This window comes from Brevibacillus laterosporus, from assembly GCF_030489605.1.
GTDB classification, from domain to species: Bacteria; Bacillota; Bacilli; order Brevibacillales; family Brevibacillaceae; genus Brevibacillus_B; species Brevibacillus_B laterosporus_E.
This window is the reverse complement of record NZ_JAUKFY010000006.1, coordinates 91,353-107,396: the sequence shown is the minus strand read 5'-3', so window position 1 is coordinate 107,396 and position 16,044 is coordinate 91,353. Positions and strand designations below refer to the sequence as shown.

Here is a 16,044-nt window from a genome sequence, read left to right as displayed (position 1 = left end):
TTTTAAACCTTTTCGGTGTGTAGACGGACTTTTTTAGCTTAAGCAGCAGTGAATGAACTTTATAAGCCCAATATTGAATGATTACCATGATTTTGCAAAAACACAAAGAGCAGTCGTTTGGTGGATACTATCCTCAGTACGTAATTTTGTATCCTCAAGGTTTTATTTGCAGTTTTCTTACAACGAATAAAACGATTTAACATCCAAACCATTCCTATAAGTAGGTAGCTAAAGTCCAGCTATTTACAATAAACTAGTAACGTAAGTGAGACAAGTCCAGTAACAATGATTTTAGAAACATCAAAGTGAATATGAAAAATAGAGCGCCAGAAATCCTACATGTGAACGCGGGGAGGACTGGTGCTTTTATCTATGCAGAGTTTTTATGTCCAACTTGGGTAATAGATTCGAGACCAGACTGTCCTTTGTTTCTGGTAAAGCTATCATATGGGGGGCGATGGAATATGAAACGTAATAAATAGATGAAGTACACACAAAAAGCAGTGATAATTTCTGTTACTTTTCAACATTTTTTCACATTTTATATCAAATATTGCTTGTCGACACTGTTCAAATCAAATAGGATATGAAAGCAATCCCTATTACTATCGAATGGTGGGATATCATGTTGCCGATTGAGAGAAAACAACAAATTTTGCTGTGGCTAGAAGAAGAGGAATGCTTACGAATTTCAGAAATCAGCAAACGATTGGAAGTTTCTGAAATGACGATCTATCGAGATATTAAGCCATTAATAGCCCAACGGAAAATCAGCAGGACCTCCAAAGGAATTAGATTGATTAAACAGCAACAGATGCTTTATAACCGTTGTTCTTATTGCCATAAGGCATTTCATAGTAGGTTATCCGTGCAGCTGATAAAGTCCAACCAACAGGTAGAGCAAACGTGCTGTGCCCATTGTGCTTTATTACGATACCAGAATTGTAGAGAAGATGTGGTGCAAATCATTTGCCGTGATTTTTTAACTGACACTACTATAAGTGCTAAAATGGCTTGCTTTTTGTTGCATGCAGACATCAATCTACATTGTTGCCAACCTCAGGCTCTTCCTTTTGAATCCGTTCATCAGGCGAAGCAATTTCAGTGTGGGTTTGGTGGAGTGATTTATGATTTTGAAGGTGCCATACTAGCAATCCAGACTGCCATGACTGGAAGTGCTTGTTGTCACAAGGAAACCTAAAGGAGCAACGATCATGAACCATAGCACGTTAGAACAATCAGTATCACAGGAGACTCTTAGAACTAAAAAGCATAAATCTACGGGTCTTTATCAAATGGTGTGGAGATGGCATTTTTATGCAGGGCTTCTTTTTTCTCCTTTTTTACTTATTTTAGCATGTAGCGGGGCCATCTATTTATTTAAACCACAAATAGAAGCCTATTTATACCAGCATATGTATCAGGTGCAAGAAGTGGGGAAGCAGACGTTATCTGTTTCCAAGCAAGCGGCAATCATTAAAGAGCAATATCCTGATCAGCTTATCACCTCTTTAACACTGTATGATGATCCTGCAAGGACAACCGAAGTAATGACCATGGGAAATAATCAGATGACCGGTATTTTTATTGATCCTTATCGAGGAGAGATACAAGGGACGCTTCAAGCTGATGAAAAGTTTATGGAAATAATCAAAAAGCTGCATAGTGAGCTAATTGCCGGTGGAACGATTGCCAATCGGATAGTGGAGTTAGCGGCCTGCTGGGCTGTAATCTTATTGGTAACAGGCTTGTATCTGTGGTGGCCGAGAAATAGAGCTTCGATATGGGGGACAATTCTACCGCGTATTCATAAAAAGGGGAGGCTGTTTTGGCGAGATTTGCATGCTGTTCCAGCCTTTTGGTTGTCGATTTTGGTTCTCATGCTCATTATTACTGGACTTCCCTGGTCAGGTGTAATGGGGGAAGGGATTAATCAGCTTGCTACCTCTACGAAGACTGGTTATCCTTCTTATGCATTCAGCTTTGGAGAGAAGCCTGAATCTGCGGTGAAAACAAAGGACGTAGCGAAGGATGTTCCTTGGGCTACAGAAAATTTGCCAGTACCGCAATCCCTGCACAATCAATATATCCCGTTGTCACTAGAGGATGTTGCGTGGGTGGCCGAGCAACAGAATATAACAAAACCATACACTATTTCATTACCTCAAGGTGAAAAGGGTGTATACACGTTAACAACAGCACATTCCAAACCAGGACAGGAAGCAACCCTGCATATTGATCAATATACGGGCATGGTTTTAAGCGAGGTTCGCTATAGTGACTATGGTTTGTTGGCCAAAGGAATTACGTTAGGCATTGCATTACATGAAGGACGATTATTTGGCCGGGCAAATCAATTCATTGGTTTAGTGGGCTGCTTAGGATTGATCGGAATTGTGGTTAGTTCCTTTATCATGTGGTGGAAACGTAAGCCTGAAGGGAAATGGGGGGCACCCTCGAAACCTAAACAAGCAAAAGTAACAAAAATGATATTTTTCCTGATGGTCATGACGGGACTTTGCATGCCACTAGTAGGAATTTCACTGGTTGTAGTATTTTTGTTTGATCGTTTTATTTTCCCTCGGGTTAAGGCAGTAGCAAAGAATCTACATTCCGAATAGCTGACAGCAAGCAGAGAGGAGAGATTAAGCGTGCGCAACATGATTAACATCTGCACCATTTGTAGTGTCTTCTTTTTATTACCTGCATGTTCTGCTTCAACGATTACCCAAGCGGAAAACACACTCAAGCCAGCGAACATAAATGTAGATGTTGCCATTCCTGAAAATGTGAAACCGAAGCAAATAAGTGCGTTACAAGTGAAGCTGACACAAAATAACCAGCCCATATCCGATGCAGAAGATGTACATTTAAAAATCTGGAAGGCGAATCAGGAGCAAGAGAGTAAGCAATATAAAGCGGTGTTAAAGGGTGTAAAAACTGACCATAATGATATAGAAGGAAAGGTAGATCATCAAGTGGGTTCGAATGGCGTCTATGAAAGTAAGGTAATCTTTCAAGAGGACGGCGTATATTACGTACAAGCTTATGTCAAAGCACATGGAGTAGATTTGCTTCCTACCTTGCGTGTCCTTGTGGGCAGCTTGTCAAAAGAGGAGCTGCAGGCCTTGGAAAAAGAAAAGGGGCAGCAGGAAAATCAAGCTCAGCATGATCATTTGCACCACCATTGATACAAATGCTGAGTCAGTACTTACGAAAAGAAGCAGTCCAACGAGCATTTACAGGTAAACAGGTTTTTATGTCCATAGCTATGCATGGAATGAAATACTAAGACAGTAAAAAGCAAAAAGGCTTTCCAGATAATCTGCTGTGGAAAGCCTTTTTGCTATTAAAAAATCGGATCTGATCGAGACATTGAATGTAAGGAAAGGTCCTTCATTTTAGGGTCTTCCCTCTTATTCTTGGCGTGTAAAGTCTTCACTTTGCAAATACGTTACTGCGCCTTTGTAGGAGTTATAGGAATCCTCCAGATTGTTTCCCGTATATATGTTAAACAATTCATCCTCCTGTACCAGTCGTAGCGTATCACCTTTCTGGTTTACCCAAATCTCTTCAATAGGATCAACTGAATCCAAGGTGTTGTCGTTTACTAGCTGTTCTGTTGATAGGTACGCGATGGAGTCAGCGATCAAACTGCGCAATTGCTCCTCGGAATAATCGCGGATATTGACCATGCCTTTTGGATCAGTCTTTTTTTTCGGCAGGTGACCCGCATAGACAAAGCCATTTCCATTTGGGTGAAGGTGATTTACCACAATCCTTTTATCACGTAGACTTCCCTCAAAATGATAGTTTAAGCGTCCTAACGAGACTTCTTTTTTTGTTAGTTCTGGGAACGATTCAATAATCGCTTTTTTTTGTTCAAAAGTTAGCATGCAATCCTCCGTGGTTCTATATCTTCAAGATATACTATACATATCAAGAAAAATTATACCATAAGCTTCCTGTTGATGAAATCATAGAGAAAAGGAAGCGTGTCTTTCTTTGAAGAGACACGCTTCCCATGAACAAAGCTTAAGCAATAGGGGGGAGCATTTTAGAATCCTTAACCATAGAGGAGCTGCAGATTGGACAAACCGGTATTTCGTCAAAGGATAAATTTTCTCTCATCCAACAGATGCAATCATCTTTGGTACAAGCCCAGATTGAGGTTTCTACATCTTCTACCGGCTCTTCTTGCTTGCGAGAATAGTACATTGCAAAACACCTCCAAGCTTCATTTCGAAACTCTATGCTTTTTAGCCTAAACCTTCCAGAGGCCTTTTTATTCAGAAATGAAGAAAGATGTACAAGTCTCACTACGTTGAAAAGTTAGGAAACAAAGTAAAAAGTTTTTTCTGACAGGAAGCTTATTTTTTACAAGATAGAATTAGAGTAGTAGAATGGAGTATGGCAACGCAAGATTAGACATAGAATGACATGCAGGAAGGTGATTGTAGTGACGCATCAGTCAGAGATTGAAAAACGTAAATCAGAGCATATTGAGATTTGTTTACATAAAGAGGTATCGAATCGACTGACCACAGGTTTAGAACAATATCATTTTTTACATGCGGCTCTTCCAGAGATTCATTTTGCTGATGTTTCGTTACATACGACTTTCTTAGGAAAACATATGGGAACCCCTTTCCTTGTAAGCTCCATGACAGGCGGTACGAAGAATGCCCAGCAAATAAATACCAAACTTGCGATGGCGGCGGAGGCTAGAGGCTGGGCTATGGGGCTTGGTTCCGTACGTGCGGCATTGGAAAGCGAAGAGCTTGCTCGAACTTTTAAAGTCAGAGAACATGCTCCGTCTATTCCAATTATCGCAAATCTAGGGGCTGTTCAACTGAATTATGGCTACACTGTAAAAGAATGTCTTCGCTGTGTAGAGCTTGTTGAAGCCGATGCGCTGGTATTACACGTAAATAGTATGCAGGAAATTTTTCAACCTGAAGGTGATCAGGATTTTAGGCATCTTTTGCCCAAAATTGAGCAGGTTTGTAAGGCAAGTCAAATTCCTATCGGAGTAAAAGAAGTAGGTTTTGGGATAGATTCACAAACAGCTAAACGCCTTGTGGATGCTGGAGTTTCCTTTATTGATGTAGCAGGAGCAGGGGGAACATCTTGGATTGAGGTGGAAAAGCATCGATCTAATGAACCAATGAAGCAAATGGCCGCAGAAGCATTTCGAGATTGGGGGATTCCAACATCTGTTTCTTTACAAACCATTCGAGAAGAGCTTCCTTTCTTCCCTTTAATCGGAAGTGGAGGAGTTCATAACGGAGTTGAAGCGGCGAAAGCGATTGCTTTGGGAGCAGATTTGGTTGGATTTGGTCGTGCGTTACTTGAAGCGGCTACAACATCAGCTGAGATGGTTGTAGCATTTATGGAGCGAGTAGAGTTTGAGTGCCGTGCAGCGATGTTTGGTATAGGTGCAGCAACAATTGAAGATCTGTCAGCTACAGATCGCCTTTTGTCGAAGGGTGGAGCAAAAATCAATCGAAGTAAATGATGAAAATGAATTGACCAAGATGAGGTCTTCTGTTATTTTATTTGGTTGTATTCATTAACTTGTTTCGGTAGATTGTGACAGCTTGAGAGGGGAGTACGAGCGTGTTATCCAAAATGTTATCCACCTATCCTCGAACCTTGTGGATTCTGGCGATCGGGGCCATTATTAATGTAACGGGGATGTCTTTTATTTGGCCGTTAAATAATATTTATATCACTCAAGTATTGGGTAAACCAGCTACGGTAGCTGGACTCGTCCTGATGCTCCATGCCGGCATGGGAATTATCGGAAGTATGGCAGGTGGCATTCTGCATGACAAGATAGGCGGCATAAAAACCATCTTTGCAGGGGTGCTTATCTCGGCTGCCTGTGTTACCTCACTAGCTTTTTTTCGCGTATGGCCATTTTACGTTTGTATGATGGGAGTACTTGGCTTTAGCAATAGCATGGTGTTCCCGGTCCTCAATGCAATGGCCGGAAGTATTTGGCCTGAAGGGGGACGACGCGCGTTTAACTTGTTATACTTGTCGCAAAATTTAGGTGTAGCGGTTGGCTCTGCGCTGGGTGGAGTGGTTGCAAGTGTATCGTTTATGTTTGTTTTTCTGGTAAATGGTGCAACTAATTTAATCTTTTTAGCCGTAATTGGCTTTGGCCTGGATTTAAAGAAAATTGCGGCAGAGACTGCTGCTAGAAATCTGCAAAGAAAGACAGAGAAAGCTGCCTATAAGGCTTCCAAGGATGAAACCTCTATTTGGAAAACGACCTCAGGTCTATCCTTATTAATTCTGTGCCTGGGCTTTGCGATAACCTGGATTCCTTATGTGCAATGGTCAACCAACCTATCTTCTTACATGACAAAATTAGGATACTCATTATCTCAATATAGTCTATTGTGGACGATTAACGGAGCATTGATCATTTTAGCTCAGCCATTGTGCGCTTACGTCACACGCCATTATTTATCTAATCTTCGTTCTCAAATGATCGGCGGATTGTTTATCTTTGTTTGTGGAATGGGTGTATTAGCATTTGATCAGGCGTATAGTCATTTTGTGTGCGGAATGATAATCGTGACTTTAGGAGAAATGCTCTTATGGCCAGCAGTTCCAGCCGCGGCGGCAGAGCTTTCGATTTCCGGTAAAGAGGGATTGTTCCAAGGGGCTGTGAGTGGTGCTGCGACTGCCGGGCGGATGATTGGTCCATTCATCGGGGGGCTTTTGTACGAAAGCTTTTCACCAGTCTTTATGCTGTACGTGATGATTGCTATTTGTGTGTTACCACTACTTTGTTATGTATGTTATGATCGCCCGTTATACGGCAGTCTCAGAGATCGAATGTAATCAATAAAAGAACTGTGAATATGACGAAATAGGCTGTTTCGCGCTTGGAAGAACCCGGCAGGAAGCAGCCTATTTTTATATAATTAGCATAGAGATCAAAATTATAAAAAGAGCAAATTCTCCTAAGTGTTCTCTACATTTTGTGAACGATAGGCTCAGGATTCTTCAGGGGAACTCAATTTTATCTGTGCTTTTTCAGGAATACCTGCCGGAGTTACCTCCGTCCAGCCTTTTCCATTTAACCCCTTCGCATAAACCTCTAAATATGCACCTTTACGCAGGTTTTTAGAAGCGATCATAATAAAAGTATTCTGCTGACCTTCCTCATCATACCCTACCAATTGATATTCCCACTGTTTATCGTTTAGTTTTTTACCGTCCGTTTGCACTATTGTATAGTAAGGCTTGACTGGAATAATAGGATTGAGGCGATCCAGCATAACCGATTGACCTCTCAAGGCAAATAGAAGAAGGAGTATACCAGCTGCGATGGCTGCTAGCATGATTACAAATTTGTTGATAGACACCAAAATACCTCCTAAGCTTTTCTAGTAGTATTGAGTACAAGTCTACTCGGTTTATGAATATAACAAAATGCTTCTGACTTACAATCAGCTTACACTTTTGTAAGAAAGATCTGTTCGTATAGTGTAGAAGTAAACGGATAAAATAAAAAAGATTTCCAACAGGTGGAGGGGCAAGTGTGGAGATAACAACCAAGCCTATTGTTGTTGTAAGCAAATGTTTAGAGTTTGCAGAGTGCCGGTACAATGGAGATGTGCTTTCAGATCAAACCGTTCGAAGCTTGGCTCCCTTTGTAACCTTTATTCCTGTATGTCCCGAAATAGAGATTGGCTTGGGCATCCCCCGTGAAACCATTCGAATTATTAAGGAAGGCGAGCAGCATCGCCTCGTTCAGCCATCAACACGAGCAGATCTTAGTCAGCAGATGAATCGTTTTGCCGATACTTTTTTACAAAATGCAGGAGAAGTGGATGGCTTTATTCTGAAAAGTCGCTCTCCAAGCTGCGGTGTAAAAGATGTCAAAGTATACAGCGGGTGGGAAAAAGCACCTGTTGTAGAAAGCGCTCCTGGGTTCTTTGGCGCGAAGGTAAACGCGTATTTTCCTCACGTCGCGATAGAGGAAGAGGGCAGGCTAAAGAACTTTACGATTCGCGAACATTTCTTTACAAAACTGTTCACACTAGCGTATTTTCGTCATTTAAGCTTGGAACCTACTATCCGAAATCTTATTCAATTTCATTCTGAAAATAAATATTTATTTATGGCATATAATCAAAAGCTTACAAAGGAATTAGGCAAGATTGTTGCAAATCATGAGAAAAAAGAGAAGCAACAGGTCTGGGACGAGTATGCTGCGCTTTTACCTAACATGTTTAAGCGTGCAGCTCGATATACCTCCAATATTAATGTTTGTGAACATATTATGGGGTATTTTAGTAAAAGGCTTTCTACAAAGGAAAAGGATCACTTTAAGCATTTATTGCGTCGGTATCGAGAACGAAAATTGCCGCTGAGTAGTATGACCAGTCTTTTAAAATCGTGGGTATTTCGATATGAACAAGAATATTTGTTACAGCAACGCTTTTTTGAGCCTTATCCTGAGGAGTTAATTGATTTGGGGGATTCCGGGAAGGGACGAGATTACCAGTAAAATGCTTTTGCAGGTGTGACTCCTTAACCTGGTCTGTAAAGCTGTCATGAGAACAAAGAGGAACTCCTAATGGGAATGTAACCTTTTGCAGGATACCTCTCGTCATACTCCTTGTGAAATAAAGCAACTAGAAAAAGGGGAAAAAGATCAGGAATAAGACAGCATGGGCTCCAGGGATACTCCTAGTAGCCGCATTAGCATCTGCATGTGGAATAATCAGAAAACGGCAGATGCCCCAGCACAAGCGGCACAAGAGCAAAAGCAAGAGCAAGCTAAATCGGAAACACAAAAACCAGCGGCTTATAAGCTTTCAGATGAACAAGTCGTACAAGTTCTATCTGCTCCCCAAGAGATGATTATTTACAAGCAAGGCTCTACACAGGTGGTAAAGCCAGCGGATGAAGAATTTAACACAATTTTTACACTGACAAATAAACGGACAGCAAACCCAGGATATGCCGTGCGGTTTGATGAAAGTAATGAAGCTGCCGCCAAGACTGTCAAGGAAGGTCTTGCTGTCGAATTTAAATGTGAACAAGCAACCAAACATAGCATGCCTGCTTTTGTAGGTACAGAGAACAAACAAGAGATCAATGCAAAGAGCATCCTCTTCATCGTGGATGGAGATAATAAAAATCTCATGTTTTATTCAGAGGACGGTAAAAATTATGGAACAGCTCCCATTGAATATCCAGAGTCTGCAGAGTTAAACGAGTTGTTGAAAAAATAGTAGATCAGTGCGGAAGCCGATTTCCTGTGCTATAAGGCAATCGGCTTTTTGTCTTTTCTGGATAGTAAAAAAATCAATTCCATGAAATAATAGATTACTAACTACTGCATGCTATTTCATCTAGATAGAGGAGATTTGGTGTTATGGATAGTTATAAAAAACAGAAACAGGCTACGGACTTACACGTACAAATAAAAGAGCAAAGAATTGACAGTAGGTTGCGACAATTGGGCGAAATTGGTAGGACGCCGGAACAGGGAGTTACTAGATTAGCATTGACGGATGAGGATACGGCGGCGCAACGTTTGATTGCCGGCTGGATGAAAGAAGCTGGAATGCGTGTTCGCAAGGATTGCTTCGGGAATGTAATTGGCAGGAAAGAAGGAAATAATCCACATGCGCCTGTCGTAATGCTTGGTTCTCATATCGATTCGGTGCCTAACGGTGGCAGATTCGATGGTACAGTTGGAGTAATTGGGGGAATAGAGGTTGTTCAGGCTTTACATGAAAATAATGTCCAGCATGAACACCCGATTGAAGTAGTTGCTTTTTGCGATGAAGAAGGAGTTCGTTTTTCAGATGGTTTTTTTGGGAGTAGAGGGATGTGTGGTAAGCTTACCCCAAAGGATATGATGAGACGCGACAATCAGGATGTCACCAGAATAGAGGCTCTCCAGCAGTGTGGCTTTCCTCCTCTAAAAGATGCATCGGATATACGGAGTTCTGGGGAGATCAAGGCATATTTAGAGCTACATATCGAACAAGGTCCATATTTACAAGCAGTGAACGAGCCGATTGGAATTGTTACCAGCATCATGGGTGTGAAATTATTGACTATCAAATTAATAGGGAAGTCAGGTCATGCAGGTACAGTACCGATGAGCATGCGAAACGATCCGATCATGGCTGCGGCCGAAGCCATTTTAGGAATAGAAAAGATATGTGGCGCTGATCGTAGCAAGCCTACGGTGGGGACTGTGGGTACATTTGAGGTAGAACCTGGTGCTTGCAATGTTATTCCTGGTTCTGTTTCATTTACAGTTGATATTAGAGATATAGATGAAACACGATTGTTGCAAATCTTAACTGATATAGATGCTCTCCTCTCGGAAATATCCTTGCGACGCGGGCTAACGTATCAGCTGGGGGATACGCTGGCGATCAAAAAGGCTGATGCCGCGACTGAACTTGTACAGATGTTTCGTCAGATCGGCCTGAGAAGACAGAATGAATTACCGCTGATGAATAGTGGTGCAGGTCACGATGCGATGATTTTGTCTGAGATAACGCAAATGGGGATGCTATTTGTTCGGTGTAAGGATGGGATTAGTCATCACCCTGACGAGTGGTCCCATGCTTCAGATATTAGTATTGGCGTAGAGTATCTGTATGAAGCAGTTTGTCGATTAGCTACCTAATCGTGAATGGGAGACAAGATGCGCAGCGGTGAAAGGGGCATAATACATGGAAAGCGTAGAGGAATTGCAACAGCAGTACCGTAGCATTGAGATATGGGAACAAGAGCAGAAAGATTTATGGTTCTGGGAGAAAATAGGCCGCCTTCCGTTTGTATGGTTAGATCGAGCTGTTCCAAAGACTTTAAAAGAAAAGGTAGGCGATTTGGTAAACGAATTGGGTGTCTATATTCAGACAGGGGGGCAATATCTAATCAGAAATCAAGATGTTTGGAGCCGTTTTAATAACCCGCCCCATACACTTGAACAAGTGCGAATGAGATCGTTACAGGAGATGGATCAGGTAGCTCTTCAATTAACGGAATCACGTACGAATGCGGCGATGGTTCAAGGGGCTACCACAGGCTTTGGCGGTATGTTTACACTTGCGATAGATATACCAGTTATCATAGGACTCTCCTTAAAAGTACTGCAGGAGATGGCACTTACGTATGGCTATGACCCGCATGATAAGATGGAGCGTATTTTTATCATCAAATGTTTGCAATTTACCTCGGCAGATGTTGTTGGCAAAAAGGCTATTTTAGCAGAGCTATCCGCCTATGATGAGGGAGAAAAGCATCAAGAAATCATTGCTCAGCTACAAGGCTGGCGTGAGGTGAGCTTGACATACATGGATAATATGGCGTGGAAGAAGCTATTTCAGCTAATCCCGATCGTAGGTATGTTTTTTGGTGCAATTACGAATCGTTCACAGATTGCGGACATAGCAATGACGGGGCAAATGCTCTACAAGAAAAGGAGAATTCTGCAAAGATTAGCAGAACAAAACAGCGGGCGCTATAAATCAATGAAAGCATGATATCGAGCAGCAGCCGGCAGCCGAAAATCTACTTTACAAGTGATAAAACGTTCGTTATACTATGGAAAAGTTTAGAAAAGGAGGTGCAGGTACATGTCAGGAGCTGTTCAAGCGTGGTTTGTGGTAGAGATGTCCAGTCAGACACATGATTTCGTTAACAACGGGAGAAGTCTGTCCATTTTTCAATCTACCAACAAAACCGAACAGTTTCCTTTAACGCGTACCATGCATTCATAACCTCTCTTTCACTTTTTCATAATCCTGATTGGATTTAGTAAGAGGAAAATCAATGCTACAGGTGGTAGGTGCCTGTGGCTTTTTGTGTTTTCATAAAATGTGCAGGGGCCCGAATGGCATGAAGTGATTCATGGGGGGTGTTATCGCTTGTGTAACGCATGCGAGGGACTGATTTCCAAGGAGGAAATGAGATCATGATCGTTCTTGCTGCTAACTCTCTTTCAAAATCATTTGGATCCAATATGGTATTAACCGATATTTCTTGTGAAGTAAACGATTTATCAAGAATTGGAATTGTTGGCCCGAATGGTGCTGGAAAAAGCACACTCTGCAACTTGCTACTGGGCTTGGATTCTCCGGATTCAGGAACTGTTTTTCGAGCGAAGGATGCTACATTTGCCTATTTACCCCAACAACCTGTGTATCCGATGGAGTGGACGGGGCGTCATGTCATTGATAGTGCCTTTGCCAAGGTGCAGGAAATAGAGTTATCTATGCAAGCGTGCCAAGAGCTTATGTCCAATATCGGTGAATATCAAAAATTATCAACTGAGGAACAGGAAAAATTATTATTTCGTTATCAACAATTGCAGGATGCCTTTGAACAATTAGACGGTTATATGGTGGAAGCGAGGATTCAGAAGGTAGTAGATGGTCTGCGATTGTCTTCGTCGTTACTTGAGACTCCTTTTACTTTACTTAGTGGGGGAGAAAAAACCAAGATTGGCTTGGCAAAAATTTTATGCGAAAAAAGTGATGTTCTCCTTCTCGATGAACCTACGAACCATTTGGATGTAGAATCAATGGAATGGTTAGAGCAATTCCTACGAGAATATCCTGGCACTATTTTACTCATTTCTCATGATCGTTATTTCTTGGATGCAGTGGCCACACGCATATGGGAAGTGGATAGCGGAGAGTTGCAAACATATCAAGGGAATTATAGCCAGTATGTACAGGAAAGGGAGGATCGTCTCCTTCGGCAATTCGCGGATTATCAAGAACAGCAAAAGAAAATCAAGAAAATGAAAGAAGCAATTAAGCGATTAAGAGAATGGGGAAACCAAGCGAATCCTCCCAACGCTTCCTTTCATCGCCGAGCCAAAAGCATGGAGAAGGCTTTGGAACGTATGGAAAAAATCGAACGTCCGCGTCTTGTAGCTGACAAAATGGGTTTGTTTTTTCGCAGGACAGATAGAAGCGGTCAAGACGTAATAAGAATGAATGATGTAACGAAATCCTTTGGGAATGTGTGTCTATTGCAAGAAGCGAATTTTACCATGCGATATGGTCAGCGGAAAGCTTTGCTTGGTTCCAATGGCAGCGGAAAATCTACGCTCCTTAAAATGATTTTAGGGGAGCTGGAACCGGATGCAGGCACGATAGCACTTGGAAGCCAAGTAAAGATCGGTTATTTATCACAACAGACTTTAGAAGGAGATCCCAATCGGCGTGTGATTGATGCGTTTCGAGAGATCGCCATTGTAACAGAAGCACAAGCACGGCATATCCTTGCAGGTTTTTTGTTTTATGGAGAGCAAGTTTTTAAAAAAGTTGGCCAGCTCAGTGGCGGAGAGCGGATGCGCCTAAGGCTGGCTCAGTTAATGCATCAAGACATCAATCTATTTATTCTAGATGAGCCTACAAACCACTTAGATATTGAAGCGAGAGAAACATTAGAGGAAGCCCTGCTTCATTATCAAGGTTCACTATTCGTCGTATCTCATGATCGATATTTCTTGCAAAAAATGGTAAACGGGGTCTGCTGGATTGATAATCAGCGTCTAATCCATTATGAAGGAACCTATGAGGAAGCGAGAGAAAAGCGCAGAAAGCACCAATTTGCTAACAATGATACAATAGGCCCGAACAAGCAAAAAGACAGGATTGCAAAAGGGATGCAAAAAAAAGCGCAGAATCATACTGATCGGCAACAAAAGGGACATTGTGACCAGGCTGAAACGGCAGATTTTGTACTTCAAACAAAGCAAACAGAGAACGAGAAACTGGTACAAGGAAATTCTCTCCATAAAGCGAAAGTCCCTAAAGTGAATGTATTTAAGCTTCAGCAATTGGAAGCGGAGATTGCTCGAAAAGAGGAGCAATGTAAGGAGTGGCAGCAAGAAATAGAGCAAGCCAAGGATGACTATGTACAGCTTGTTCACTATCAGAATCAACTAGAAGCACAAGAGAAAGAGATCAAACAGCTCTATGAAACGTGGTACGCCATGCATGGGGACGAATAGATTGGACCCAGCATAGTAAGTAAATAGGAGCAGGCAGCTATCTTTCTAAGAGAAGGATGCTGCCTGTTTTTTTGTACGTCCTAGCATAACTGGGGGGCATCTAACGAATAAGATGGGGTGTAGCTTTGACGTTGCAGGCATTCCGCGTAGCGAAGGGCGTTTCTTTACAATTTACTGGTTGTTCGATTGACTGCTTGACTCAACGCATCGTCGAGTACATGGGCGTATTGCATTGTCGTATCTATTTTTGAATGTCCTAATTGAGCCTGAAGCTGATGAGGATCAGGGTTTAATCGCAAAAATTGGGTAGCAAAGCTATGACGTAATTTATGTACAGAAATGTCTGGCATTCCGAATGCACTGCCATATTTTTTTACTAATTTTTGAACGGAACGGAGATCGATGCGGTGTCCGATTGGGTTCGTAGGTGATACCGTGAGAAATAAAGCGTCCTCATGAGCAGGCGGCTGATACTTTTGACGTGTATTCAGATAGCGAAGTAGATATTCTTTACCCCAATCACTGAAAAATGGAGCATCCTCCTTTTTTCCTTTTCGAATCATTAGGACCTGATTTTTTTCCAAAACCACATTTTGAAGGTTCAAATTAACAATTTCAGAGACACGAAATCCGCCAGAAAGGATTAGTGCGATAATGGCTACATCTCGATCCCGATTTCGATAGTGAAAATGTAGCTTTTTCTTGGTATCACAAAACTTTAAGTAGCCATGATATACAAAATCGACGAACTTTTGGATTTGATCATCTATTAAAATCTTAGAGCGGATAGCGTTTGCACGAGCAAGCGGTGTAATCTCCTCTACGTGTAACTCAATTTTTGCCATCACGTTTCGCTTCAAGTAAGATTCGCCATGTTCATCCTCTGAGAGTGCAGATAAATAGTAAAACAGGGATTTTAAGCTAGAAAGCTTCCGAGATATTGTCAAATCACTGTATTCTTTTTTGGCACTTTTAGTGGGTTTTGTTAATAGAAGCGAACGCTCAAATAAGTGAGAGTCCTGTAAGTAGAGAAGATAGGCTTCGACTGTTTCTTTGCGCAGTCCCTCTAGTTCATCGAGTGTAATTTCGTTCATTTCCTGAGCGGTAGACAGGCCCTCTGCCATTAGCCACCGAAAAAAGAATTCAAAATCACGTAAATAACCGAGTAAAGTGGAGACCGAAGCGCGCTTTGATCTTTTGTGATCCACATATTTTTCAACAAACCAAGGAAAAGAAGGGATTTTCTCAAGGAGTTGCAAGGAATCCCGTTGTTTTGTAACAGACATGAGAATGACCACCATCCTTTGCTCAACTTCGTCTAGTAAAATAAATACATATAAACATGTTATCAAAATGACTTTATACTGGTACAATGATATAGCCGTAAGGGATGCAGAAAGCTTACTTCAAGTATAGAACATTCGTTCTTATGAAACAAGCTATATAAGTATAATTGTATTTGACTCTACAACTGTTTGTTGATGTCTGTTATGAGTTTCCCGGTAATAGTATGTTACTAGGTAAGCTGTAACAGTCTGAGCTGATGCTCTGTTTTACAAGAATAGGAGTGTAGTTATAAGCTGGAAAAACATATAAAAGAGGCATTTTTGCATGAAATCCGGTTGGTGTTTTCTGTCTATTTAGGAGTCGAGTTTTATTTTTAACTCGTAGGCATTTTGTATCTTGCTCTTTTGATAGAAACATTGTATGCTAGGTGACAAGACTACATTTAGTGTCTCAAATGCATGTTATATACTACATACTGATAAAAAGTTACTTTACCGCCGAGAATTAGGTGTCATTTTGCGACTTAATAGGGAATCTGGTGAAATTCCAGAGCTGTCCCCGCAACTGTAAGTGTGGATGAAATGAGCAAAACCACTGTATAAGCACGTCTCAGGCGACTTATATGGGAAGGGCTCAAAGTAAAGTGAAACACAAGTCAGTAGACCTGCCCATTCTCTTAGTTTCGCATCTTCGGGGAGTGGGAAGTTGAAACGGTACGGGGATTAAATAGTAGC

Annotated in this window: 15 protein-coding genes and 1 riboswitch; of the genes, 11 read left to right on the top strand and 4 right to left on the bottom strand. The window is 41.5% G+C overall.

The window, feature by feature from the left end; translation table 11 throughout:
- The first annotated feature begins 625 nt into the window (after positions 1 to 625).
- From QZ995_RS09070 to QZ995_RS09060, 3 genes are read left to right on the top strand one after another with little or no spacing between them, the layout of a single operon-like run.
- Positions 626 to 1,201, top strand: coding sequence for a DeoR family transcriptional regulator (locus QZ995_RS09070; protein ID WP_301805804.1), 576 nt, complete (start codon positions 626 to 628; stop codon positions 1,199 to 1,201).
- Between the two features lie 13 nt (positions 1,202 to 1,214).
- Positions 1,215 to 2,621: a PepSY-associated TM helix domain-containing protein gene (locus QZ995_RS09065; RefSeq protein ID WP_301805799.1), complete on the top strand. Its 1,407-nt coding sequence runs from the start codon at positions 1,215 to 1,217 to the stop codon at positions 2,619 to 2,621.
- Positions 2,622 to 2,660: 39 nt separating this feature from the next.
- Positions 2,661 to 3,191: a hypothetical protein gene (locus QZ995_RS09060; protein ID WP_301805964.1), complete on the top strand. Its 531-nt coding sequence runs from the start codon at positions 2,661 to 2,663 to the stop codon at positions 3,189 to 3,191.
- Positions 3,192 to 3,416: 225 nt separating this feature from the next.
- Here QZ995_RS09060 and QZ995_RS09055 read toward each other — a convergent pair whose 3' ends face one another.
- Both QZ995_RS09055 and QZ995_RS09050 read right to left on the bottom strand, forming a co-directional pair.
- Entirely contained in the window at positions 3,417 to 3,896 is a 480-nt protein-coding gene (locus QZ995_RS09055; RefSeq protein ID WP_301805798.1) for a hypothetical protein, read from the bottom strand.
- Between the two features lie 139 nt (positions 3,897 to 4,035).
- Positions 4,036 to 4,218 carry a cold-shock protein gene (locus tag QZ995_RS09050; RefSeq protein ID WP_003337697.1) on the bottom strand — a complete coding sequence of 61 codons (183 nt, stop codon included), beginning with the start codon at positions 4,216 to 4,218 and terminating at the stop codon, positions 4,036 to 4,038.
- Between the two features lie 241 nt (positions 4,219 to 4,459).
- On the opposite strand from QZ995_RS09050, the gene fni reads away from it, so the two are divergent.
- Positions 4,460 to 5,518 (top strand): type 2 isopentenyl-diphosphate Delta-isomerase, encoded by a 1,059-nt coding sequence (gene fni, locus QZ995_RS09045; RefSeq protein WP_301805785.1) that lies wholly within the window; start codon positions 4,460 to 4,462, stop codon positions 5,516 to 5,518.
- Positions 5,519 to 5,619: 101 nt separating this feature from the next.
- Positions 5,620 to 6,858 carry an MDR family MFS transporter gene (locus tag QZ995_RS09040; RefSeq protein ID WP_301805784.1) on the top strand — a complete coding sequence of 413 codons (1,239 nt, stop codon included), beginning with the start codon at positions 5,620 to 5,622 and terminating at the stop codon, positions 6,856 to 6,858.
- A gap of 155 nt (positions 6,859 to 7,013) precedes the next feature.
- Here QZ995_RS09040 and QZ995_RS09035 read toward each other — a convergent pair whose 3' ends face one another.
- On the bottom strand, positions 7,014 to 7,385 hold the full coding sequence (locus QZ995_RS09035; RefSeq protein ID WP_301805783.1) for a YxeA family protein: 372 nt from the start codon (positions 7,383 to 7,385) through the stop codon (positions 7,014 to 7,016).
- A 176-nt stretch (positions 7,386 to 7,561) separates the two neighbouring features.
- Between QZ995_RS09035 and QZ995_RS09030 the strand changes: the two genes are divergently transcribed.
- The 6 genes from QZ995_RS09030 to abc-f all read left to right on the top strand — a co-directional run bounded on the left by QZ995_RS09030 (position 7,562) and on the right by abc-f (position 14,023).
- On the top strand, positions 7,562 to 8,533 hold the full coding sequence (locus tag QZ995_RS09030; RefSeq protein WP_301805781.1) for a YbgA family protein: 972 nt from the start codon (positions 7,562 to 7,564) through the stop codon (positions 8,531 to 8,533).
- Positions 8,534 to 8,696: 163 nt separating this feature from the next.
- Complete coding sequence (locus QZ995_RS09025) at positions 8,697 to 9,263, top strand: hypothetical protein (RefSeq protein WP_301805779.1); 567 nt, start codon at positions 8,697 to 8,699, stop codon at positions 9,261 to 9,263.
- Positions 9,264 to 9,406: 143 nt separating this feature from the next.
- A complete protein-coding gene (locus tag QZ995_RS09020; protein WP_301805777.1) occupies positions 9,407 to 10,681 on the top strand; it encodes a Zn-dependent hydrolase in 1,275 nt (424 codons plus the stop codon).
- Positions 10,682 to 10,727: 46 nt separating this feature from the next.
- Positions 10,728 to 11,540, top strand: coding sequence for an EcsC family protein (locus QZ995_RS09015; protein WP_301805775.1), 813 nt, complete (start codon positions 10,728 to 10,730; stop codon positions 11,538 to 11,540).
- A gap of 93 nt (positions 11,541 to 11,633) precedes the next feature.
- A complete protein-coding gene (locus tag QZ995_RS09010; protein WP_301805772.1) occupies positions 11,634 to 11,777 on the top strand; it encodes a hypothetical protein in 144 nt (47 codons plus the stop codon).
- A 194-nt stretch (positions 11,778 to 11,971) separates the two neighbouring features.
- The gene (gene abc-f / locus QZ995_RS09005) at positions 11,972 to 14,023 is read left to right on the top strand and encodes a ribosomal protection-like ABC-F family protein (RefSeq protein ID WP_301805770.1); all 2,052 of its coding nucleotides are present in this window, start codon (positions 11,972 to 11,974) and stop codon (positions 14,021 to 14,023) included.
- 164 nt (positions 14,024 to 14,187) lie between these two features.
- Here abc-f and xerS read toward each other — a convergent pair whose 3' ends face one another.
- Positions 14,188 to 15,309, bottom strand: a complete 1,122-nt coding sequence (gene xerS, locus QZ995_RS09000; RefSeq protein ID WP_301805767.1) for a tyrosine recombinase XerS — start codon at positions 15,307 to 15,309, stop codon at positions 14,188 to 14,190.
- 490 nt (positions 15,310 to 15,799) lie between these two features.
- A riboswitch (cobalamin riboswitch) is annotated at positions 15,800 to 15,996 on the top strand.
- Positions 15,997 to 16,044: the final 48 nt, after the last annotated feature.

Bases quoted from the DNA above. Each gene is read 5' to 3' on its own strand.
- QZ995_RS09070 (WP_301805804.1), top strand. From the start codon at position 626: ATGTTGCCGATTGAGAGAAAACAACAAATTTTGCTGTGGCTAGAAGAA.
- QZ995_RS09065 (WP_301805799.1), top strand. From the start codon at position 1,215: ATGAACCATAGCACGTTAGAACAATCAGTATCACAGGAGACTCTTAGA.
- QZ995_RS09060 (WP_301805964.1), top strand. From the start codon at position 2,661: ATGATTAACATCTGCACCATTTGTAGTGTCTTCTTTTTATTACCTGCA.
- QZ995_RS09055 (WP_301805798.1), bottom strand. From the start codon at position 3,896: ATGCTAACTTTTGAACAAAAAAAAGCGATTATTGAATCGTTCCCAGAA.
- QZ995_RS09050 (WP_003337697.1), bottom strand. From the start codon at position 4,218: ATGTACTATTCTCGCAAGCAAGAAGAGCCGGTAGAAGATGTAGAAACC.
- QZ995_RS09025 (WP_301805779.1), top strand. From the start codon at position 8,697: ATGGGCTCCAGGGATACTCCTAGTAGCCGCATTAGCATCTGCATGTGG.
- QZ995_RS09020 (WP_301805777.1), top strand. From the start codon at position 9,407: ATGGATAGTTATAAAAAACAGAAACAGGCTACGGACTTACACGTACAA.
- QZ995_RS09015 (WP_301805775.1), top strand. From the start codon at position 10,728: ATGGAAAGCGTAGAGGAATTGCAACAGCAGTACCGTAGCATTGAGATA.
- QZ995_RS09010 (WP_301805772.1), top strand. From the start codon at position 11,634: ATGTCAGGAGCTGTTCAAGCGTGGTTTGTGGTAGAGATGTCCAGTCAG.
- abc-f (WP_301805770.1), top strand. From the start codon at position 11,972: ATGATCGTTCTTGCTGCTAACTCTCTTTCAAAATCATTTGGATCCAAT.
- xerS (WP_301805767.1), bottom strand. From the start codon at position 15,309: ATGTCTGTTACAAAACAACGGGATTCCTTGCAACTCCTTGAGAAAATC.